This is a genomic window from Vibrio sp. 1402, assembly GCF_033340275.1.
Genome location: NZ_JAWOWE010000003.1, coordinates 417,166 through 439,702 on the forward strand (window position 1 = coordinate 417,166; position 22,537 = coordinate 439,702).

Consider the following 22,537-nt stretch of genomic DNA (forward strand, 5'->3'; position numbering starts at 1 on the left):
TTATGACGAAATCCACTCCTAATCTTGCTAAGTTGATTGCAACAGATCTCCTCACTGTTGGTCGCTGGCCATTACTGTTGTTGCTATTGATCGTGGCATCGGCAATGGGAGTGGTATTTGCTACCCACCATGCGCGTCAAGCGATTACCGAGAAAGACCATACGTTGGTTGAACGAGAACGATTAGATAGCGAATGGCGTAACTTAATGTTGGAAGAAACTGCCCTCGCGGAACACAGTCGTGTTCAAGACCTTGCCAAAAAAGAACTTGAAATGAAACGACCTGATGGCGATAAAGAAGTGGTTGTCACGCTCAAATGATTAGAAAAAAATCCAACACGAAACAAGCCAATAAGCGTAAACCTGTAGCAAAAGAGAAAGCGGCTACGGGGGATAAGAAAACCGATAACAAAGCAGTGAAAGTGGCGGTCGAAGAATCTTTCTTGATTCGTTGGCGCTTCCATCTATTACTGTTTTTTGTTTTTTGTGCATTTGCCCTTTTGGTGGCACGCGTAGCCTACATCCAAATCATTGAGCCAGATAACCTGATTAAACAAGGTGACCTACGTTCGGTTCGTGTTAAATCCATTCCTTCTGCTCGCGGTATTATTTCGGATCGAAATGGTGAGCCGCTTGCTGTCAGTGTACCGGTTGAGGCGGTTTGGGCAGATCCTGCCACGATATTTAAAGAAAACGCGTTAAGCCAGACCAAAAGTTGGCATGCATTAGCGGATGTTCTTGGTATTGACCGACAAGGGTTAATAGACAAAATCAAGCGCAATGAAAAACGCCGCTTTATCTACTTGCAGCGCCAGGTCAGTCCGGCCATGGCGAACTATATTCGTGAGCTAAAGCTGCCAGGTGTTGGCCTTAAGTCGGAATCTCGTCGTTATTATCCTGCAGGTGAGGTTAGTGCTCATTTAGTCGGTGTAACAGGCATTGACGGGCATGGCCTAGAAGGTGTGGAGCGTAGCTACGATGAGTGGCTCACTGGCGCGGCGGGTAAGAAAACTATTCGTAAAGACCGTTATGGTCGTGTTGTGGAAAACATTGCTTGGCAAGACAAGCAAGAAGGTAAATCACTTCAGTTAACCATCGATCAGCGCCTACAGGCGATCGCGTATCGTGCGATTAAGCAAGCCGTTGCGGACCACCGCGCCACTTCAGGTTCCGTTGTCATGTTGGATGTAAAAACGGGCGCCGTATTGGCCATGGTTAATGCTCCTTCTTACAACCCTAACAATCGTAGCGATTGGCAAAGCTATCAAATGCGTAACCGAGTGATCACGGACTCAATGGAGCCTGGTTCGACCATTAAGCCTTTCGTTATTTTAGCCGCCTTAGAAAATGGGATAGCCGATAAAGATACCATCGTAGATACCGGTAATGGTGTCCTACGTTTAGGTGGTAGTCGAGTCAGAGATGTCTCTCGCGTAGGCAAAGCGAGCTTGACCACGATCCTTAAAAAGTCGAGTAATATCGGTGTGACGAAGCTAGCAATGCAAATGCCGGTAGAGGCGCTTCTTGGGCTGTACAGTTCAGTGGGTTTTGGTGAGCTTTCTGGCCTAAACCTAGTTGGGGAAGTGACGGGTATTTTTCCTACACGAACTCGTTGGTCGCCAATTGAACGCGCCACGATTGCGTTTGGTTACGGTCTATCAATTACACCAATCCAGCTAGCCCATGCTTATGCGACGCTTGGAAACCTTGGCAAATACGAGCCTATTCATATTATTGAAAGCAATGATCATGACATGTCACGTCAAGTGGTGAGTGCGAAGTATGCGCGTCAAGTATTAGACATGTTGGAAACCGTAACTCAAAAAGGGGGCTCGGCTCGCAGAGCGGCAGTTCCTGGTTATCGAGTAGGAGCGAAAACGGGTACATCACGTAAAGCTTCTGCCGGTGGGTACAGCGACGAGTACATCACCTACACGGCTGGGCTTGCTCCGGTTAGCGATCCGCGAATTGCTTTAGTAGTGATCGTAAATGAGCCTCAAGGCGATGACTACTATGGTGGTTCGGTAGCGTCTCCTGTCTTCTCTGAAATCATGAAAGGCGCGCTACAAATACTCAATGTTGCACCTGACGAAAACAAATTCCAACAGTAAGCCCTGTGGTTTACTGAGCAAACAAAATTAAGAAAACCTGAGCCAAAGCTCGGAGAACAAATATGACTAAAGCCATCAGTATGGACGTGCTGCTTTCCCCTTGGGTGGATTGCCCTAGCTTATCGTCCGTTCTTGTTTCTGAATTGGAGCTCGACAGCCGAAGAGTTCAACCTGGAACCACGTTTGTAGCAGTGATTGGCCATGTTGTGGATGGGCGTAAATTCATTGCCTCTGCAATTGAGCAAGGTGCAAATGCAGCCCTGGCGCAAGCCTGCGATGTCAAAACACATGGTACGGTGGAAATCATTGATGATGTTCCCGTCATTTACATTGATAGGTTGGACCAACGTTTATCCGCAATTGCTGGAAAGATCTATGCTTACCCTGATATGGATTTGATTGGTGTCACCGGCACCAACGGCAAAACCACCATTACCCAGTTAATAGCGCAATGGCTAGAACTGCTTGACCATAAAGCGGCGGTAATGGGAACAACAGGAAATGGCTTCCTCAATAACTTGCAACAAGCTGCGAATACAACGGGGAATGCCGTTGAAATTCAGAAAACGCTCTCCTCTCTCGCAAATCAACAAGCCACATACACCGCGCTAGAAGTATCTTCTCATGGCCTGACGCAAGGTCGTGTCAAAGCATTATCATTTGCGGCGGGCGTGTTTACTAACTTAAGTCGTGACCATCTTGATTACCATGGCACGATGGAAGAGTATGCCAATGCAAAGCTTGGGTTGTTCACGCAACACCAATGTGAACGTGCCATTATCAATGTTGATGATGAAGTCGGTCATCAATGGGCGTCGCAGTTAAGTAATGCGATCGCTGTCTCGCTCAAGCCGAACACTGAATTTGAAAGCGCAATTTGGGCGACGGAAGTCAGTTACGCAGAGTCAGGGATTACTATTAAGTTCGATGGTAAATTTGGCTCAGGTGAATTGCACGCGCCTTTGATTGGTGAGTTTAATGCAACCAACTTAATGCTCGCTTTTGCGACCTTATTAAGCTTAGGTCAAGAGAAACAAGCGTTACTCGAAACCGCAGGTCAACTGCAACCTGTACTCGGCCGAATGGAGTTATTCCAAACTAAGGATCGGGCCAAAGTCGTGGTTGATTATGCCCATACTCCTGATGCTTTAGAAAAAGCGCTGCAAGCTTTACGAGTTCATTGTGAAGGCCAGCTGTGGGCTATTTTTGGCTGCGGTGGCGATCGAGATGCAGGTAAGCGCCCAATGATGGCGGAAATTGCAGAGCGTCTAGGCGACAGAGTGGTGTTGACTGACGATAACCCACGCAGCGAAGACCCGGTTCAGATTGTGAAAGACATGTTAGCTGGGCTGTCAAAACCTGCAGAAGCGGTTGTTCAGCATGACCGCTTCAAAGCACTGTCTTATGCCATTGAAAATGCTTCGCCAAACGACATTATCTTGTTAGCAGGGAAGGGCCATGAAGATTATCAGATTCGTAATGGCGAAACGATTCATTACTCCGACCGCGAGTCCGCAATGCAACTTTTAGGATTGACCTCATGATCAAAGTAACGTTATCTCAAATTGCAGACATCACTCGTGGTGAGCGATTCGGCGACGATCTACTTATCGACGCGGTTTCTACTGATACACGAACGATTGATCGTGGTGCTCTATTTGTGGCGTTAGTAGGGGAGCGCTTTGATGCGCACAACTTTTGCCAACAAGCGGTAGATGCAGGTGCCGGTGCTTTACTCGTAGAAAAACGCTTAGATGTGAATGTGCCGCAAATTGTGGTGTCGGATACCAAACTTGCATTGGGTGAGTTTGCTTCTTGGGTGCATCAAGCATGCAAAACACCTACCGTTGCCATCACCGGAAGTTGCGGTAAAACGACCGTAAAAGAAATGGTTGCGAGTATCCTGCAATTGAAAGGCAAAGTGTTATTCACGGCGGGTAACTTCAATAATGATATTGGTGTTCCGTTGACATTATTGCGCTCACAGCAGGATCATGATTATGCCGTGATTGAGCTTGGTGCTAACCATATAGGTGAAATTGCTTACACGACTCAGTTAGTAAAACCAGATATCGCGTTAGTGAATAATGTAGCAGCCGCTCACCTTGAAGGCTTTGGTTCTATCGATGGCGTGAAACAAGCCAAAGGTGAAATCTACCAAGGCCTTTCAGCTGGTGGTATTGCGATTGTTAACCTAGACAGCAATGGTGAAGCCAAGTGGGATGAAGTGTTAGCAGATAAGAAAGTCATTACTTTTTCACAAAGTAATACTGATGCAGACTTCTTCGCTTCTAACATCGTATTGAACGCCGCAGGTGAAGCAAGCTTTGACTTACATATCGCAGCAAGCTCACAAGAAATTGAACTGTCTCTGGGTATTATAGGTCAACACAACGTTGCGAATGCGATCGCTGCTTCTATTATTGCGTTACAAATGGGCGCCACATTAGAAGAGGTTCGCGCTGGCCTTAAACATTTGAACAAAGTGAAAGGTCGCGTCGAGGTTGAAGCGCTGAGCGAAAAGATAAAATTGATTGACGACAGCTACAACGCGAGCGTGCCAGCCATGAAAGCGGCAGTTGATTTATTGGCCGCTTTCCCAGGTCAACGCTGGCTGATTTTAGGTAATATGGCGGAATTGGGCGAGGAAAGTCTTGCACTTCATCGTCAAGTCGGGGAACATGCTGCCCCACAAAAATTTGAACATGTTCTCACATATGGTGCAGACGCCAAGGTGATCAGTGATCTTTGCCAAGGCATTCATTTTGAGACGCACCAAGAGATGATTGAATACATCAAGCAGCATCTAGACCAAGCCGTTCCTGAAAACCATACGATATTGGTGAAAGGAGCGAACGGTGCACGTATGTTTGAAGTCGCTGCTGCTTTGAAGGAGTATTATTAATGATTATTTGGCTTGCCGAGCTGCTACAGCCATACCTGTCTTTTTTCCGATTGTTTGAATACTTGTCTTTTCGAGCAATCCTAAGCGTATTAACCGCTCTAGGTCTGTCATTATGGATGGGACCAATCATGATCAAGCGTTTGCAAATGCTGCAAATTGGTCAGGTAGTGCGTAACGAAGGTCCTGAATCTCACTTTAGTAAGCGTGGTACCCCAACAATGGGCGGTATCATGATCTTAGCGGCCATCTCAATCACGATTTTGCTATGGACAGACTTATCCAACCCTTACGTATGGGCGGTGCTGACAGTCTTACTTGGCTACGGTGCGGTCGGATTTGTTGATGATTATCGTAAAGTGGTACGCAAAAATACCGATGGCTTGATCGCGCGTTGGAAGTACTTCTGGCAGTCGTTGATCGCGTTTGTCGTCGCTTTCGCATTGTATGCTTACGGTAAAGACACAGCAGCAACTCAGCTAGTGGTGCCATTCTTTAAAGACATCATGCCGCAGCTTGGTTTGATGTATATCATTCTGACTTACTTTGTCATTGTAGGTACAAGTAACGCGGTTAACCTGACTGATGGTCTAGACGGTTTGGCAATCATGCCAACGGTTCTTGTTGCAGCAGGCTTCGCGGTTATTGCATGGGCGACCGGTAACGTTAACTTCTCTGAATACCTTCATATACCATACTTACCACATGCTTCTGAGTTAGTTGTCGTATGTACAGCAATCGTAGGTGCAGGCCTTGGTTTCTTGTGGTTTAACACTTACCCAGCACAAGTGTTCATGGGCGATGTAGGTTCACTAGCGCTTGGCGGGGCATTGGGCACCATTGCTGTTCTAGTTCGTCAAGAGTTGGTGTTGGTGATCATGGGTGGCGTATTTGTGATGGAAACGCTATCAGTCATCCTACAGGTAGGTTCTTACAAATTACGTGGTCAGCGCATTTTCCGTATGGCACCAATTCACCACCACTACGAATTGAAAGGTTGGCCAGAACCTCGTGTAATCGTGCGCTTCTGGATTATTTCTATGGTTCTTGTTCTGATTGGTCTTGCGACATTGAAAGTGCGTTAATCGCACTTTCCAAGAATAAGATTTACAGTGTGATCAAATATGGAACGTTGGCAAAACATACATAGTGTTGTCGTCGTAGGGCTCGGTATTACCGGGCTCTCTGTCGTTAAACACCTAAGAAAAAATCAGCCACAACTTGTGGTCAAAGTCATTGATACTCGTGTAAACCCTCCAGGTGCAGAGCGCTTGCCGGAAAGTGTTCAACTGCATAGTGGTGGTTGGAATACGGACTGGCTTTCTGACGCGGATCTTATCGTGACCAACCCTGGTATTGCGCTAGCGACACCAGAGATCCAAGCCGTATTAGCAAAAGGTACGGCAGTAGTAGGTGATATCGAGTTATTCGCTTGGGCGGTGCAGAAACCGGTGATTGCGATTACGGGCTCAAACGGTAAGAGCACAGTAACCGACCTCACAGGTGTGATGGCTAAGGCTGCAGGTTTGGATGTTGGCGTTGGTGGTAACATCGGTGTGCCTGCTCTGGACTTGTTAGAACAAGACGCAGACCTATATGTACTCGAACTCTCGAGCTTCCAGTTAGAAACGACGTCAAGCTTAAAGCTCAAAGCCGCTGCGTTTCTGAATCTTTCTGAAGATCATATGGATCGTTATCAAGGCATGTCTGACTATCGACAAGCCAAGTTGCGTATTTTTAACCATGCTGCTCTTGCGGTCGTGAACCGTGATGATCAAGACACCTTCCCAGACGCAGAGATGCCATTGGTGACATTTGGCAGCGACAATCAGGACTTTGGTCTCGAGGTGGATGGCAACCGTACTTGGCTGCTCGATCACGGTCAACGAGTTGTCGCAAGTGATGAGATTAAGTTGGTTGGTAAGCACAACTTATCTAACGCTCTGGTTGCTTTAGCGCTATTAAAAGCTGCGGACGTAAACTATCACAAAGCATTGAATGCACTTAAAAATTACACGGGACTGACACACCGATGCCAGGTGGTTGCGGATAATCAAGGCGTCAAATGGGTGAATGACTCTAAAGCAACTAATATTGCCAGCACTATGGCTGCGCTATCTGGTTTGGAATCGACAGGCAAGCTCTACTTACTCGTTGGTGGTGTTGGCAAAGGTGCTGACTTCTCGCCATTAAAACCGATCTTCGCGACGCTTAACTTGCAACTGTGTTGCTTTGGCGCTGATGGCGATGAATTTATGCCACTGCATGAATCTGCAATACGTTTCGACACTATGGAAGATGTGATTCAACAAGTATCTTCGCAGTTAAAACCAGGTGATATGGTGATGCTGTCTCCTGCATGTGCTAGCTTTGATCAATTCGACAACTTTATGGCAAGAGGTGATGCTTTCGCTGCTCTTGCTCAGAAATATGCATATTAAAGGTTACACACTTCGTGGGTTTAGGTAACGTTAAACGCAGTATTGGCAATTGGCTCAAGCATCCAGCCCCAGAGGCGATGTTTGATCGCCAGTTAGTGTGGATTGCACTGGGTTTGATGTTGACTGGTTTGGTCATGGTAACCTCTGCATCATTTCCAATCAGCTCTCGATTAACGGAACAGCCGTTCCACTTTATGTTTCGTCATGCGACGTTTCTCGTGCTGGCGTTAGGGACCTCCGCTGTTATTTTGCAAGTGCCTTTGCAAGAGTGGTTTAAGAAGAGCCATTACTTACTTTGGGCTTCTTTCGCACTGTTGATCATCGTGCTCTTGGCGGGTAAGTCGGTTAATGGTGCGTCTCGTTGGATTCCCCTTGGGCTGTTTAACCTTCAGCCAGCGGAAGTCGCGAAGCTATCGCTGTTTATCTTCATGTCTGGTTACTTAGTTCGAAAGCAAGACGAAGTACGACAAACGTTCTTTGGTGGCTTTATGAAGCCAATCATGGTGTTTGCCTTCTTCGCAGTATTACTACTTGGTCAGCCAGACTTGGGGACGGTCGTCGTGATGCTGGTCACGCTGTTTGGCATGCTTTTTATCGCAGGTGCAAAACTAACCCAGTTTCTCGCCTTGATGGTGGCAGGTATCGGCGCTGTGGTAGGTTTGATTCTCGTCGAGCCATACCGTATGCGACGAGTAACCTCCTTCCTTGACCCGTGGGAAGATCCATTTGGCAGTGGCTATCAGTTGACTCAGTCTTTGATGGCGTTTGGTCGTGGTGAATGGTTCGGACAAGGTCTCGGTAATTCAATTCAAAAACTGGAATATCTACCGGAAGCGCATACCGACTTTGTGTTTGCCGTACTTGCTGAAGAGCTTGGTTTCGTAGGCGTAGTGCTGGTCTTAATGCTGATTTTTAGCTTGGTGCTAAAAGCGGTTTACATCGGCAAGCGTGCATTTGAAGAAGGCGAAATGTTCGGAGGTTATCTGGCTTTCGGAATTGGTATTTGGTTTGCGTTTCAAACCTTGGTTAATGTTGGAGCTGCCGCCGGTATTGTTCCAACTAAAGGTTTAACACTTCCACTCATCAGTTATGGTGGTTCTAGTCTAATAATTATGTCCGTCGCAGTGTCCATACTACTGCGTATCGATTACGAATGCCGCTTGAAACGCGAGCAACAACAATCAGAACAACAAGCTAATGAAACAAAATAAACGTTTGATGGTGATGGCTGGTGGTACTGGCGGTCACGTATTCCCAGGTTTGGCGGTAGCAAAACAGCTTCAAGAACAAGGTTGGGAGATCCGTTGGTTAGGTACGGCGGATCGAATGGAAGCGGATTTGGTGCCAAAACATGGCATTGAAATCGACTTTATCAAAGTGAAAGGGTTACGAGGTCAAGGCGTTAAACGTCTTCTTGCAGCACCATTTCAAATTATCAATGCCATTATGCAGGCTCGTGCTCACATGAAACGCTGGCAGCCAGACGCAGTGCTTGGTATGGGCGGTTATGTTAGCGGCCCGGGTGGTATTGCTGCTTGGATGAGTGGTATTCCTGTTGTTCTGCATGAACAAAATGCAGTAGCAGGTTTAACGAACCAATGGTTATCGAAAATCGCTAAGAAGGTTTTTCAGGCTTTCCCAGGCGCTTTTCCAAATGCCGAAGTGGTTGGGAACCCAGTTCGTGAAGACGTGACTCAATTAGCAGCGCCAACTGAGCGCATGCAAGAGCGCCAAGGTCCAATTCGCATTTTGGTGATGGGTGGCAGCCAAGGCGCACGTATTCTTAACCAAACTCTGCCAGAAGTGATGTCGAAATTGGGCGAAGATTACTGTATTCGTCATCAAGCGGGTAAAGGTGCCGCCGAAGAAGTGAATGCAGCATACCAAGCTAATGGTGTGGTAAATGCAGAAGTAATGGAATTCATTGATGACGTTGCAGAAGCTTACGCATGGGCTGACCTTTTAGTTTGTCGCTCTGGAGCGTTAACCGTATCTGAAGTCTCGGCGGCAGGTGTAGGCGCTATTTTTGTTCCATTCATGCACAAAGACCGCCAGCAAGCACTTAATGCAGACCACTTGGTGGATTGCGGCGCGGCGAAAATGATTGAACAACCAGATTTAACCGTTGAGTCTCTGACTCTGCAGATCCAACAATTGGATCGCCAAGCTTTACTTACAATGGCTGAGCAAGCGCGTGGCGCTGCAAAATTGAATGCTGACCGAGTTGTCGCACAAGCCATTGTCGCTTTGACCGAAAAGCGTTAACCGAATTATTGAGAATAGAATTGATGACAATCCAACATACACAAGACTTAGCTCAGATTCGCGCAATGGTGCCAGAGATGCGCCGCGTGAAATCCATCCACTTCATCGGTATTGGTGGTGCGGGCATGAGCGGCATTGCAGAAGTGCTGTTGAACGAAGGCTACCAAATCACAGGTTCTGATCTATCAGAGAACGCTGTGACAGAGCGTTTGGTATCAAAAGGTGCGACGGTATTTATTGGTCATCAAGCCAGTAATGTAGAAAAAGCCAGTGTGGTTGTTGTGTCAACGGCGATCAACGAAGAAAACCCAGAAGTGATGGCGGCACGTGAATTACGCATCCCTATTGTACGCCGCGCAGAGATGTTGGCTGAATTGATGCGATTCCGTCACGGTATTGCCGTTGCGGGTACACACGGTAAAACCACGACGACCGCTCTTGTTACTCAAATCTATTCTGAAGCCGGTCTTGATCCAACGTTTGTGAATGGCGGTTTGGTGAAAAGCGCAGGTACAAATGCGCGTCTAGGCTCGAGTCGTATTCTAATTGCAGAGGCAGATGAAAGTGACGCGTCATTCCTGCACTTGCAACCAATGGTGAGCATTGTTACCAATATCGAAGCCGATCATATGGATACCTATGGTGGTGACTTTGAAACCTTAAAGCAAACCTTCATCGATTTCCTTCATAATCTACCGTTTTACGGCCAAGCAATTGTTTGCATTGACGATCCTGTGGTTCGAGAGTTAATCCCACGTATTAGTCGTCAAGTGATAACTTACGGTTTTTCTGAAGATGCCGACGTACGTATTGAAGATTATCGTCAAGAGGGGCAGCAAGGCAAATTTACGGTAGTACGTAAAGGGCGAGCTAACTTAGATATCACGCTGAATATTCCAGGTCGTCACAATGCATTGAATGCGTCTGCTGCGATTGCGGTTGCTACTGAAGATGACATTGAAGACGATGCGATCCTAAAGGCAATGGCTGGTACGCAAGGTACGGGAAGACGTTTTGATCACCTTGGCGAGTTTGATACTGGCAACGGCCATGCAATGCTTGTTGATGATTACGGCCATCATCCAACAGAAGTGGATGTAACCATTAATGCAGCACGCAGTGGTTGGCAAGACAAGCGTTTGGTGATGATTTTCCAACCGCACCGTTATAGCCGTACTCGTGATTTATACGATGATTTCGCGAATGTGCTTGAACAGGTGGATGTATTGATCATGCTGGATGTTTACGCAGCGGGTGAAAAGCCGATTGCAGGTGCTGATGGGCGCGCTTTATGTCGCACAATTCGCAGCCGAGGCAAGGTAGACCCGATTTTTGTTCCAGAAATCGAGCAATTACCTTCAGTTTTAGCTAACGTTATACAAGACGGCGACCTAATCTTAACGCAAGGTGCGGGTGATATTGGTAAAGTGGCGAAACAGCTGGCAGGTCTTAAATTGAATATAAACAAGATGCTTGGCTGACACATATTGTTGATGCGAAGGACAGATAAAGACTCGGATCTCGATTTTGCGTCAATATCATTGTGATTTATTGCTATCAGTGTTTGATAGTTTACAAGAGCTCAGTATAATCCCAAGGTTAAAGTCAAGACTTTTACCTCTGCGCAATTATATGGGTAAAAAGTACACGACAAAAGTCAGGAAACGAAGACGTTGTTGAATATTGCACTGAATGACGAGCGACCAAACACGGGCAACAACCGTGGTCGCCAAGAAAAAATCTTGGGTGCGTTATTTTTCGTTGTGGTTGTGACTTTAATTAGTTCTGTTTTGTACGCGGCGATCAGTTGGATGTGGGATGACCAAAGGTTACCTCTCTCCAAAATAGTACTTCAGGGGAAACTGGAGTATGTCCAAGCTGACGATGTGCAGGCTGCATTTAGTCGAATTGATCACATCGGTACATTTATGTCTCAGGATATTGATGTATTACAGCAAAGTGTCGAAGCTCTGCCATGGGTAGCGCATGCCGCAATCCGAAAGCAGTGGCCGGATACAGTAAAAGTTTTTTTGACGGAGCATCAACCAGAAGCCATTTGGAATGGCAACGAACTGTTAGATAAAAACGGGTTCGTTTTTGATGGAGATGTTGCTCTGTTGCAAGAAGAAAAAGTGAAGCTGTACGGACCCAAAGATAGCGGACCGGAAGTCTTACAGACTTACCGTGATTTGAGTCCTAAGTTTCAGCAATTGGGTTTAGCGATATCGTCTCTGGTATTAAACGAGCGACGAGCTTGGCAAATCATCCTTGATAACGGTATTCGATTAGAGCTCGGTAAAGAGTCTCTTCTTGAGCGTATAGAGCGCTTTTTTAAGCTCTATAACAAGCTTGGCAGTGACACGCAAAGAATCAGTTATATCGATCTTAGGTACGATACAGGAGCCGCAGTTGGTTGGTTTCCTGAACAAGAGTTAGAAGAGAGTACAGATGACTAAGGCCGCTGATGACAACATTATTGTTGGTCTTGATATAGGCACTGCAACCGTATCGGCTCTAGTGGGTGAGGTTTTACCAGACGGTCAAATTAATATTATTGGCGCAGGTAGTAGCCCCTCACGTGGCATGGATAAAGGTGGCGTGAATGATTTGGAGTCGGTTGTAAAATCAGTACAACGTGCAATTGATCAAGCTGAATTAATGGCAGAGTGCCAGATCAGCCGAGTCTTCATTTCGTTGTCTGGTAAGCATATCGCAAGCCGAATTGAAAAAGGTATGGGCACGATTTCTGATGAAGAGGTGTCTCAAGAAGACATGGATCGCGCTATCCATACCGCAAAATCGATTAAAATCGGTGATGAACAGCGAATTCTTCATGTGATCCCGCAAGAGTTCACCATTGATTACCAAGAAGGAATCAAAAATCCGCTTGGTTTATCTGGGGTAAGAATGGAAGTGAGTGTCCACCTTATCTCATGCCATAATGACATGGCACGCAACATTATTAAGGCGGTAGAACGCTGCGGCCTTAAAGTAGAACAACTCGTATTTTCTGGGCTTGCTGCTAGTAATGCAGTAATCACCGAGGATGAAAGAGAGCTTGGAGTTTGTGTGGTTGATATTGGCGCCGGCACGATGGATGTGGCCATCTGGACTGGCGGTGCGTTACGTCACACAGAAGTATTTTCGTACGCAGGAAATGCTGTAACCAGTGATATTGCTTTTGCTTTTGGCACGCCAGTGAGCGATGCTGAAGAAATAAAAGTCAAATATGGCTGTGCTTTGAGTGAACTGGTCAGTAAGGATGACACGGTTAATGTACCAAGCGTAGGTGGACGACCATCACGTAGCCTGCAACGTCAAACGTTGTCAGAAGTGATTGAGCCACGCTACTCTGAGCTTATGGGACTGGTTAACCAAACTATCGACTCTGTACAAGCAAAATTGCGCGAAGAGGGTATCAAGCACCATCTGGCTGCGGGAGTTGTACTCACCGGCGGTGCTGCGCAAATGGACGGAGTGGTAGAATGTGCGGAACGCGTATTCCGCAATCAAGTAAGGGTCGGCAAACCGCTCGAAGTCAGCGGATTAACTGACTATGTAAAAGAGCCGTACCATTCTACGGCAGTTGGATTACTTCATTACGCAAGAGACATGCAGTCTAGCGACGATAGCGATTATAATGAACCTAAACGCTCATCTGTAACTGGCTTTTTCGATAAATTGCGTAACTGGATACAAAAAGAGTTTTAACCTGAGTTGCAGGATAAACGGAGACAACACATGTTTGAACCGATGATGGAAATGTCTGACGATGCAGTAATCAAGGTCGTTGGGGTTGGTGGCGGCGGTGGTAACGCCGTTGAACACATGGTGCGTGAATCCATCGAAGGTGTGGAATTCATCAGCGTCAACACTGATGCGCAAGCACTTCGTAAGACAAGCGTTGGCAATGTTATTCAGATCGGTGGTGATATCACTAAAGGTCTGGGTGCAGGTGCTAATCCACAGGTTGGCCGTGACGCAGCTCTCGAAGACAGAGATCGAATTAAAGATTCCCTGACTGGCGCCGATATGGTGTTTATCGCAGCTGGTATGGGTGGCGGTACCGGTACTGGTGCAGCGCCTGTTATTGCTGAAGTGGCTAAAGAGCTTGGCATTCTAACAGTAGCGGTAGTAACTAAACCGTTTAGTTTTGAAGGTAAAAAGCGTTTGGCATTTGCTGAGCAAGGTATCGATGAGCTGTCTAAGCATGTTGACTCTTTGATCACGATTCCAAACGAAAAGCTACTTAAAGTACTTGGTCGTGGTGTAACACTACTAGAAGCTTTTGCAAGCGCTAACGATGTTCTTAAGAATGCCGTTCAAGGTATTGCTGAGCTAATTACTCGCCCTGGCATGATCAACGTCGACTTTGCGGACGTAAGAACTGTAATGTCTGAAATGGGTCACGCAATGATGGGTAGCGGCATCGCCAAAGGTGAAGACCGTGCTGAAGAAGCGGCTGAAATGGCAATTTCTAGCCCACTTCTGGAAGACATCGATCTAGCGGGCGCTCGTGGTGTTCTTGTCAATATTACTGCTGGTCTGGATATGCGTCTTGACGAGTTTGAGACGGTTGGTAATACAGTGAAGGCATTCGCTTCTGACAATGCGACTGTTGTTATCGGTACTTCTCTAGACCCTGATATGACTGACGAAATCCGCGTAACAGTTGTAGCGACAGGTATTGGTAATGAGAAAAAGCCAGATATCACGCTAGTTGCGGGTGGTAAAGCGAAAGTGGCACCGACGCCGCAAGCTCAACCACAGCAACAAGCAGCGGCAACGCAAGCTGAAGAAAAACCGGCACAGACCTTGCAAAATAATCAAGTGCAAGAGAAGCCACAGGTAACTCCTCAGCCGACAAACACTGCTCCTTCTTCTCCAGCTTCGTCGAGCCAAAGTTCTGCGGCTCCAAAGCAAGAAAAGGAAAGTGGTTATTTAGATATACCGGCATTTTTGCGTCGTCAGGCTGATTAATCTTTAACCCATAAATTTGACATGGCTCAAAATTATGGTAGCATTCACGGTCGACGTTACAGACGGCCGTGTTTTGTAGCAAATTTTTGAGAGGCAAGCAGATGATCAGACAACGTACTCTGAAAGAAATAGTGAAAACAACTGGTGTGGGTCTCCACTCTGGTCGTAAAGTCACACTTACTCTGCGCCCGGCTGCTGCAAATACAGGTATCATTTACCGTCGTACAGATGTAAATCCACCTGTAGATTTTCCAGCTGATCCAGCTTCGGTTCGTGACACCATGCTTTGTACTGCATTGGTAAACGATGAAGGTGTGCGTATTTCAACTGTTGAGCACTTGAATGCGGCACTTGCTGGTATGGGCATCGATAACATTGTTGTCGAAGTAGACGCACCTGAAATTCCGATCATGGATGGTAGTGCAAGCCCATTTGTATACTTGCTACAACAAGCAGGTATCGAAACGCAAAATGCGCCAAAACGCTTCATCCGCATCAAAAAGCCAGTTCGTTTTGAAGATGGTGATAAATGGGCAGAATTTGTACCATTTAACGGCTTCCGTATGGACTTCGAAATTGAGTTTAATCACCCAGCGATTGAATCAGACGAGCAACGTTTGCTGTTTGATTTCTCGTCAAAAGGCTTTGTTCGTGAGATTTCTCGAGCACGTACGTTTGGCTTTATGCGTGATATCGAATATCTACAATCTCAAAACCTAGTTTTGGGTGGTAGTTTTGACAATGCTATCGTTTTGGATGATTACCGTATTCTTAATGAAGAAGGTCTACGCTTTGAAAATGAGTTTGTGACTCACAAAGTGTTGGATGCGATTGGTGACCTTTACATGTGTGGCCACCCAATCATTGGTGAATTCCGTGCCTTTAAATCTGGCCACGGTTTAAATAACCAACTGTTACGTGCTGTTCTTGCAGATCAGGAAGCGTGGGAGTGGACTACATTCGAAGAAGAAGTCGGCTCACCAGTAGCATTCGCAGAACCAAATATGGTGCTTGCGTAAATACTTGGCATTAGAATTAATAAAAAACCAGGCTTATGCCTGGTTTTTTGCTATTTGGCTTTAATCCTGGATTTATCAATAACATTCAAGCTTTCAGCATATTGAAATAACGTTCACTTACGATCTTCCTTTTCTGCCATATCGGCTAATCGTTTTAAACGCTCTTGAATTTTCGGTGGCGCCATGTCGGCAATCGTCATTAATGACTTTGCTGCAGATTGGGTTAGTGGTGGACGCTTAGGTCTGTCGTCTTGTTGAAAGCGGTTTCGATATAGTGAAGGATTGATCCTCACTTCAACGCTCATCAGCTTGGCAAAGCCTTGAGTACGAAGTTTATTTAGGATCATGAGGCGATCGTAATCGATCTTCATTTTGATCGCGGCACTAGAGACATCGATCAATAGATGGCCGTTACGAACATTCGCTACTCGGCAATGATCGGCCGTCCCCGTGGGTAAGACCTCTTGCAAAGCTTGGTTAAGCTGTAAGATTTCTCCAGCATGTTCTTGAATCTGCTTGAACTGTGACTCAGCAATAACATCTTCAGTCGAGGTTGGACGGTGATCACGCATAGGTAAAATCTAATTTTGTTGAGATATAGCTATTCTAGAGCAGCTTTCTATCAAGGTATAGTTTACATTAACGTCTTTAGCTTCAGTTTTACAATGTAGCAAGGTAAAAAGCAAAGTTTGCTCTGGATGGATTACACATATTGCGGTATGCAATATCGGCTAATCAGTCACCACTTTAAGTAAAAACTTCAGAGTGCTTCAAACAAATACGTCTATTTATGGTTGTATCGATTAAAAATCCTTACACTAAGCCACATTGTTTCAAAACTTAGCCTTGAAATATGGATGTTTGAACTCAATATCTTTGATAAATGATTTATCTCAGTATTCTTAGTTCCAAACTGGCAGAGACTGAAGGCATTATGAGTAGATCGGGAACGGTCTGAATAAAGAGAGATTCACGAAAAATGATAACTAAGCTACTGACAAAAGTGATTGGCAGTCGCAACGACCGAACACTGCGCCGCCTTAGAAAAATTGTAAAAGAAATTAATAACTATGAGCCAACATTCGAGGCTCTAAGTGACGAAGAGTTAAAAGCAAAGACGGTTGAATTCCGTGAGCGCCTAGAGAAGGGTGAAACTCTTGATAAACTACTTCCAGAAGCTTTTGCTACGGTTCGTGAAGCATCTAAGCGTGTCTACGGTATGCGCCACTTCGACGTCCAGCTTATCGGTGGTATGGTTCTAAATGCGGGTCAAATCGCTGAAATGCGTACGGGTGAAGGTAAAACGCTGACGGCAACGCTTCCTGCTTACCTAAATGCCCTAGCTGGTAAAGGCGTTCATATTGTAACAGTGAACGATTATCTAGCTAAACGTGATGCAGAGACAAACCGCCCTCTATTTGAATTTTTAGGTATGACTGTTGGCGTAAACGTGCCAAACATGCCTCCTCAAGAGAAAAAAGAAGCGTACCAAGCTGACATCTTGTACGGAACGAACAATGAATTTGGTTTTGACTACCTTCGTGACAATATGGCTTTCCGTAGCGAAGATCGCGTACAACGTGAACGCTTCTTTGCAGTTGTCGATGAGGTGGACTCAATCCTAATTGATGAAGCTCGTACCCCTTTAATCATTTCTGGTCCTGCTGAAGATAGCTCTGAGCTATACACCCGAATCAACCTTTTGATCCCGCATCTTAAAAAGCAAGACAAAGAAGACTCTGAAGAATATCGTGGTGATGGTCACTACACTGTTGATGAGAAATCAAAGCAAGTATACCTCACAGAAACGGGCCAAGAGTACGTTGAAGAACTGTTGGTGAAAAATGGTCTTATGGAAGAGGGTGACACACTTTACTCTCCGACTAACATCAGCATGTTACATCACGTGAATGCCGCTTTGCGTGCTCATGTGTTGTTTGAGCGCAACGTTGATTACATCGTTACTGACGAAGGTGAAGTAGTAATTGTTGATGAACATACTGGTCGTACAATGCCAGGTCGTCGTTGGTCTGAAGGTCTTCACCAAGCAGTAGAAGCGAAAGAAGGCGTTAAGATTCAAAACGAAAACCAAACTTTGGCTTCGATTACCTTCCAGAACTACTTCCGCTTATACGAAAAACTGTCTGGTATGACAGGTACTGCGGATACTGAGGCGTTTGAGTTCCAATCTATTTATGGCTTGGAAACGGTGGTTATCCCAACCAACAAACCTATGATTCGTAACGATATGCCGGATGTGGTGTACCGCACCGAAGCTGAGAAGTTTGCTGCAATCATTGAAGATATCAAAGAGCGCGTTGCGAAAGGTCAGCCAACATTGGTTGGTACCGTATCGATTGAAAAATCAGAACTACTCTCCAACGCCTTGAAGAAAGCGAAGATCAAACACAACGTATTGAATGCGAAATTCCATGAGAAGGAAGCGGAAATTGTTGCTGAAGCGGGTATGCCGGGTGCGGTAACTATCGCGACCAACATGGCCGGTCGTGGTACGGATATTGTGCTTGGCGGTAGTTGGCAATCAAAAGTGGAAGCTTTGGAGAACCCAACTCAAGAACAAATCGATGCGATTAAAGCAGAGTGGAAAGTGGTACATGATCAAGTACTAGATGCTGGTGGTCTACACATCATTGGTACTGAGCGCCACGAATCTCGCCGTATTGATAACCAGCTACGTGGTCGTTCTGGTCGTCAAGGTGATGCGGGTTCATCGCGCTTCTACCTATCTATGGAAGACTCTTTGTTACGTATTTTCACTTCTGATCGTATGGCGAGCCTTATTCAAAGTGGTATGGAAGAAGGTGAAGCTATTGAATCGAAAATGCTTTCTCGCTCAATTGAAAAAGCACAGCGCAAAGTGGAAGGCCGTAACTTTGATATCCGTAAGCAGCTACTAGAATACGATGATGTGGCGAACGATCAGCGTAAGGTTGTCTACGAGCTGCGCGACGAATTGATGAACGTTGAAGACATCAGCGGTATGATCGAGCAAAACCGTGAAGATGTGCTAACAGCGGTTATTGATGAGTACATCCCGCCACAATCACTAGAAGATATGTGGGACGTTGAAGGTCTACAAGAGCGCTTGAAAGCAGACTTCGATCTTGATGCGCCAGTGAAGCAATGGCTTGAAGAAGACGATAAGCTTTACGAAGAGGCGCTACGCGAGAAGATCATCAATCTAGCCGTTGAAGTGTACAAAGAGAAAGAGGAAGTGGTGGGTGCGCAAGTACTTCGTAACTTCGAGAAATCGGTTATGCTTCAAACTCTGGATACGCTTTGGAAAGAGCACTTGGCAGCAATGGATCACTTGCGTCAGGGTATTCACTTACGCGGCTATGCGCAGAAGAACCCGAAACAGGAATACAAGCGTGAATCGTTTGAACTGTTTGAAGGTCTACTAGAAGCGCTGAAAACTGATGTGATTACTGTTCTATCTCGCGTTCGAGTTCAGCAACAAGAAGAAGTTGAACGTATGGAAGAGCAACGTCGTGCGCAAGCTGAAGAGGCCGCTCGTCGTGCTCAAGCGCAACACGCAGCAGCACAAAACCCTCTTTCTGAAGGTGAAGAATCTGAAGAAGGTTCAAGTCAGCCAATGGTACGTGATGAACGTAAAGTAGGTCGCAATGAGCCTTGCCCTTGTGGTAGTGGTAAGAAGTATAAACAGTGCCACGGCAAAATCGACTAACGTATTAGTCAGATAATGTTTTAAAGAGTCGCCTAGGCGGCTCTTTTTTTAAGCAAATTCTGTGGCTGTCGAATTTCATAAGTTTTGATAGCATCGGATAGTTTTAGAGATGCAAAGACCGTTGAAGTGTAACGGCTTGAGAGTTAGGAACCCCTATGAAAAGAATTCACATAGTCGCGGCTATTATTTTTAACCAAGACAAATCAAAAATTTTTATTACAAAGCGTCCAGACGACAAGCATAAAGGCGGGTTTTGGGAGTTTCCCGGCGGGAAAGTCGAGTCAGGAGAAAGTATTGAACATGCTCTAGCAAGAGAACTTGAAGAAGAGGTAGGAATTGAAGTTACTGAGCAAGCCCTTTTCGAGCATTTGGAATATGACTATCCAGACAAATCACTTAAGTTTGATTTTATTACGGTATCTAAGTTCAGTAATGAGCCTTACGGCCGAGAAGGTCAAGAAGGTCGCTGGGTTGAGATAAGAGAATTGGGTAACTATGCCTTTCCTGAAGCGAACGTGCCTATCTTGGAGCGTGTCGTAAAAGAGTTCGCTTAAGCCTGATGAACTTGCTTGTGGTAACCACGGTATGTTGTTAGTTTAAACAGATTAAGCGAAACGAGAGAACGAGAGCAAACCTCGTTATCCAGAGAAGGAGAGAAAGCGCAATGGTTCGTATTGCAATCGCAGGAGCAGCAGGCCGAATGGGCCGTAATTTGGTTAAAGCTTCACACCTTAACCCAGAGGCGACAGTGAGCGCGGGATCAGAACGACCTGAGTCCTCACTTGTCGGTGTCGATATCGGTGAACTTTGTGGTGAAGGCAAATTCGATGTGTTCTTAACGGATGATCTTGCTAAAGACGTCGATAATTTTGATGTAATCATCGATTTTACTGCCCCAGTAAGTACGTTGGCGAATCTTGAACTGTGTAAGAAGCATGGAAAGAGTATTGTGATTGGGACGACTGGTTTCAGTGATGCAGAGCGTGAACTGATTGACGAAGCCGCTAAGCAAGTGCCTGTTGTCATGGCTCCTAACTACTCTGTTGGTGTGAACCTAGTATTTAAGCTTCTTGAGAAAGCAGCCAAAGTGATGGGCGACTACTGTGATGTTGAGATTGTCGAAGCACATCATCGTCATAAAGTTGATGCTCCTTCTGGTACCGCTATCGGGATGGGCGAAGCCATTGCTGGTGCGATGGGCAACAAGCTGAATGATGTAGCTGTCTATGCGCGAGAAGGTATCACAGGTGAACGTACTAAAGATGAGATCGGCTTTGCTACAATTCGCGCTGGCGATATCGTCGGTGAGCACACAGCCATGTTTGCTGATATCGGGGAACGAGTGGAGATAACGCACAAAGCGACCGATCGTATGACGTTTGCTAATGGCGCCGTCAAGGCCGCTGTTTGGTTGAGTGCCAAACCAGCGGGCTTTTATACCATGACAGATGTTTTGGGATTGAATGAACTCTAAATACATAATTATTCGCCGGCGGTAGCCGGCTTTTTTATATCTATAGAATTATTTGTAAATGAAATGATTCTAACAGAAAGTATTTTGGTGCTTACTTTTGTCGTTGTTTTGGTTGTTTTGTGGGTGTTTTGGGTTTTGATGTCTAAAAACTAATGTCTTTTTTGTCGAGTGAACGTTTGCGTGAAAAATTCATACTTTTTTGTGATCTCTAAAAAGTTCAAATTTGTAAAATTCATTAAACCTCTATGCCTCTCTATGTAATAGCATGTAAAAGTTATCTTTTTGGGCCTTACTGATTCAAAATGACCTTACTCGCTAGAAATTAATCATTTATTTTTGATTGTAGGTTGACAGGTTTCGAGTCCAACTTTAGAATACCGCCAATTTGTCTGAAATACCTATTTATGTAGATTTTATAGGTAAAGGAAGGCATGTTTGCAGTTTGATTTATTTTTTTTGCATTTTTATTCTGGAGGTTGTCTTGGGTAAATTAGCACTGTTGGTCCTAGAAGATGGGACAGTGTTCCGCGGAGTGTCCATAGGGGCAGATGGTCTTTCCGTTGGTGAAGTCGTTTTTAATACCTCGATGACGGGGTATCAAGAAATCCTCACTGATCCTTCCTATTCTCAGCAAATCGTCACTCTCACTTATCCTCACATTGGCAATACCGGAACCACTTCCGAAGATGAAGAATCCTCTTCCATTCATGCACAAGGCCTTGTGATTCGCGATCTTCCTCTAATCGCTTCTAACTTCCGTAACGAACAATCCCTCTCTGATTATCTTAAGTCTCAAAATATCGTTGGCATCGCTGATATCGATACTCGTAAGCTCACTCGTATCCTGCGTGAAAAAGGTGCTCAAAACGGCTGTATTGTTGCGGGCAACAACCTAGACGAAGCTTTGGCACTAGCGAAAGCAAAAGAATTCCCAGGCTTAAAAGGAATGGACCTTGCGAAAGAAGTTACAACAAAAGAAGCGTATCAATGGAAGCAAGGTTCGTGGACGCTTGAAGGTGGACTTCCAGAGGCGAAAGATGACAGCGAGCTGCCATACCACGTTGTCGCTTACGACTTCGGCGCAAAACGCAACATCTTACGAATGTTGGTTGACCGTGGCTGCCGCTTAACGGTTGTACCTGCAGAAACGTCAGCGGAAGAAGTTCTGGCACTAAATCCAGATGGCGTATTCTTATCAAACGGCCCTGGTGACCCAGAACCATGTACTTACGCGATTGAAGCAACCAAAGTGTTCCTAGAAAAAGGCCTGCCAATTTTTGGTATTTGTCTAGGTCACCAAATTCTGGCGCTAGCATCAGGTGCGCAAACGGTGAAAATGAAGTTTGGTCACCACGGTGCAAACCACCCAGTAAAAGATTTAGAGCGTAACGTTGTGATGATTACCTCGCAAAACCACGGCTTTGCGGCAGATGAAGCAACATTACCGGAAAACTTACGTGCTACTCACGTATCGCTATTTGATGGCTCTTTGCAAGGTATCCACCGCACAGACAAGCCAGCATTTAGCTTCCAAGGTCACCCAGAAGCGAGCCCTGGTCCACATGACGCGGCACCGCTATTTGACCACTTTATCGAACTAATCAAAAAACACAGCGCTTAATTCGGAGTAGTAGATA

Annotated in this window: 18 protein-coding genes; 17 read left to right on the forward strand and 1 reads right to left on the reverse strand. The window is 45.7% G+C overall.

The window, feature by feature from the left end:
* The first annotated feature begins 2 nt into the window (after positions 1-2).
* The 13 genes from ftsL to lpxC all read left to right on the forward strand — a co-directional run bounded on the left by ftsL (position 3) and on the right by lpxC (position 15,717).
* Positions 3-320, forward strand: coding sequence for a cell division protein FtsL (gene ftsL, locus R7044_RS08320; protein ID WP_005372920.1), 318 nt, complete (start codon positions 3-5; stop codon positions 318-320).
* Positions 317-2,110: a penicillin-binding transpeptidase domain-containing protein gene (locus R7044_RS08325; RefSeq protein WP_086046525.1), complete on the forward strand. Its 1,794-nt coding sequence runs from the start codon at positions 317-319 to the stop codon at positions 2,108-2,110. Before ftsL ends, R7044_RS08325 begins: the two co-directional genes overlap by 4 nt.
* Positions 2,111-2,172: 62 nt before the next feature.
* Positions 2,173-3,654, forward strand: a complete 1,482-nt coding sequence (gene murE / locus R7044_RS08330; RefSeq protein ID WP_158157221.1) for a UDP-N-acetylmuramoyl-L-alanyl-D-glutamate--2,6-diaminopimelate ligase — start codon at positions 2,173-2,175, stop codon at positions 3,652-3,654.
* Positions 3,651-5,015 carry a UDP-N-acetylmuramoyl-tripeptide--D-alanyl-D-alanine ligase gene (gene murF / locus R7044_RS08335; RefSeq protein ID WP_213891742.1) on the forward strand — a complete coding sequence of 455 codons (1,365 nt, stop codon included), beginning with the start codon at positions 3,651-3,653 and terminating at the stop codon, positions 5,013-5,015. The genes murE and murF overlap by 4 nt, the downstream gene beginning before the upstream one ends.
* The gene (mraY, locus tag R7044_RS08340) at positions 5,015-6,097 is read left to right on the forward strand and encodes a phospho-N-acetylmuramoyl-pentapeptide-transferase (protein WP_005372931.1); all 1,083 of its coding nucleotides are present in this window, start codon (positions 5,015-5,017) and stop codon (positions 6,095-6,097) included. Before murF ends, mraY begins: the two co-directional genes overlap by 1 nt.
* Before the next feature lie 39 nt (positions 6,098-6,136).
* Positions 6,137-7,453: a UDP-N-acetylmuramoyl-L-alanine--D-glutamate ligase gene (gene murD, locus R7044_RS08345; protein ID WP_225455469.1), complete on the forward strand. Its 1,317-nt coding sequence runs from the start codon at positions 6,137-6,139 to the stop codon at positions 7,451-7,453.
* Positions 7,454-7,467: 14 nt separating this feature from the next.
* Positions 7,468-8,664 (forward strand): cell division protein FtsW, encoded by a 1,197-nt coding sequence (gene ftsW, locus R7044_RS08350; RefSeq protein ID WP_005372933.1) that lies wholly within the window; start codon positions 7,468-7,470, stop codon positions 8,662-8,664.
* Positions 8,651-9,718, forward strand: a complete 1,068-nt coding sequence (gene murG / locus R7044_RS08355; protein WP_031781122.1) for an undecaprenyldiphospho-muramoylpentapeptide beta-N-acetylglucosaminyltransferase — start codon at positions 8,651-8,653, stop codon at positions 9,716-9,718. The genes ftsW and murG overlap by 14 nt, the downstream gene beginning before the upstream one ends.
* 23 nt (positions 9,719-9,741) lie before the next feature.
* Positions 9,742-11,199: a UDP-N-acetylmuramate--L-alanine ligase gene (murC, locus tag R7044_RS08360; protein ID WP_005387395.1), complete on the forward strand. Its 1,458-nt coding sequence runs from the start codon at positions 9,742-9,744 to the stop codon at positions 11,197-11,199.
* Between the two features lie 192 nt (positions 11,200-11,391).
* Entirely contained in the window at positions 11,392-12,174 is a 783-nt protein-coding gene (locus R7044_RS08365) for a cell division protein FtsQ/DivIB (RefSeq protein WP_005387393.1), read from the forward strand.
* The gene (ftsA, locus tag R7044_RS08370; RefSeq protein ID WP_005372946.1) at positions 12,167-13,429 is read left to right on the forward strand and encodes a cell division protein FtsA; all 1,263 of its coding nucleotides are present in this window, start codon (positions 12,167-12,169) and stop codon (positions 13,427-13,429) included. The genes R7044_RS08365 and ftsA overlap by 8 nt, the downstream gene beginning before the upstream one ends.
* Before the next feature lie 30 nt (positions 13,430-13,459).
* Complete coding sequence (gene ftsZ, locus R7044_RS08375) at positions 13,460-14,698, forward strand: cell division protein FtsZ (RefSeq protein WP_017633617.1); 1,239 nt, start codon at positions 13,460-13,462, stop codon at positions 14,696-14,698.
* Positions 14,699-14,799: 101 nt separating this feature from the next.
* Positions 14,800-15,717, forward strand: coding sequence for a UDP-3-O-acyl-N-acetylglucosamine deacetylase (gene lpxC, locus R7044_RS08380; protein ID WP_005381871.1), 918 nt, complete (start codon positions 14,800-14,802; stop codon positions 15,715-15,717).
* Positions 15,718-15,830: 113 nt separating this feature from the next.
* Here lpxC and R7044_RS08385 read toward each other — a convergent pair whose 3' ends face one another.
* The gene (locus R7044_RS08385; protein ID WP_137281709.1) at positions 15,831-16,289 is read right to left on the reverse strand and encodes a DUF721 domain-containing protein; all 459 of its coding nucleotides are present in this window, start codon (positions 16,287-16,289) and stop codon (positions 15,831-15,833) included.
* A gap of 407 nt (positions 16,290-16,696) precedes the next feature.
* Between R7044_RS08385 and secA the strand changes: the two genes are divergently transcribed.
* The 4 genes from secA to carA all read left to right on the forward strand — a co-directional run bounded on the left by secA (position 16,697) and on the right by carA (position 22,521).
* Positions 16,697-19,426 (forward strand): preprotein translocase subunit SecA, encoded by a 2,730-nt coding sequence (gene secA, locus R7044_RS08390; RefSeq protein ID WP_005387389.1) that lies wholly within the window; start codon positions 16,697-16,699, stop codon positions 19,424-19,426.
* Between the two features lie 155 nt (positions 19,427-19,581).
* On the forward strand, positions 19,582-19,980 hold the full coding sequence (gene mutT, locus R7044_RS08395; protein ID WP_005387387.1) for an 8-oxo-dGTP diphosphatase MutT: 399 nt from the start codon (positions 19,582-19,584) through the stop codon (positions 19,978-19,980).
* 110 nt (positions 19,981-20,090) lie between these two features.
* Complete coding sequence (gene dapB / locus R7044_RS08400) at positions 20,091-20,900, forward strand: 4-hydroxy-tetrahydrodipicolinate reductase (RefSeq protein WP_005381860.1); 810 nt, start codon at positions 20,091-20,093, stop codon at positions 20,898-20,900.
* A gap of 481 nt (positions 20,901-21,381) precedes the next feature.
* Complete coding sequence (gene carA, locus R7044_RS08405) at positions 21,382-22,521, forward strand: glutamine-hydrolyzing carbamoyl-phosphate synthase small subunit (RefSeq protein WP_017821483.1); 1,140 nt, start codon at positions 21,382-21,384, stop codon at positions 22,519-22,521.
* Positions 22,522-22,537 lie beyond the last annotated feature (16 nt).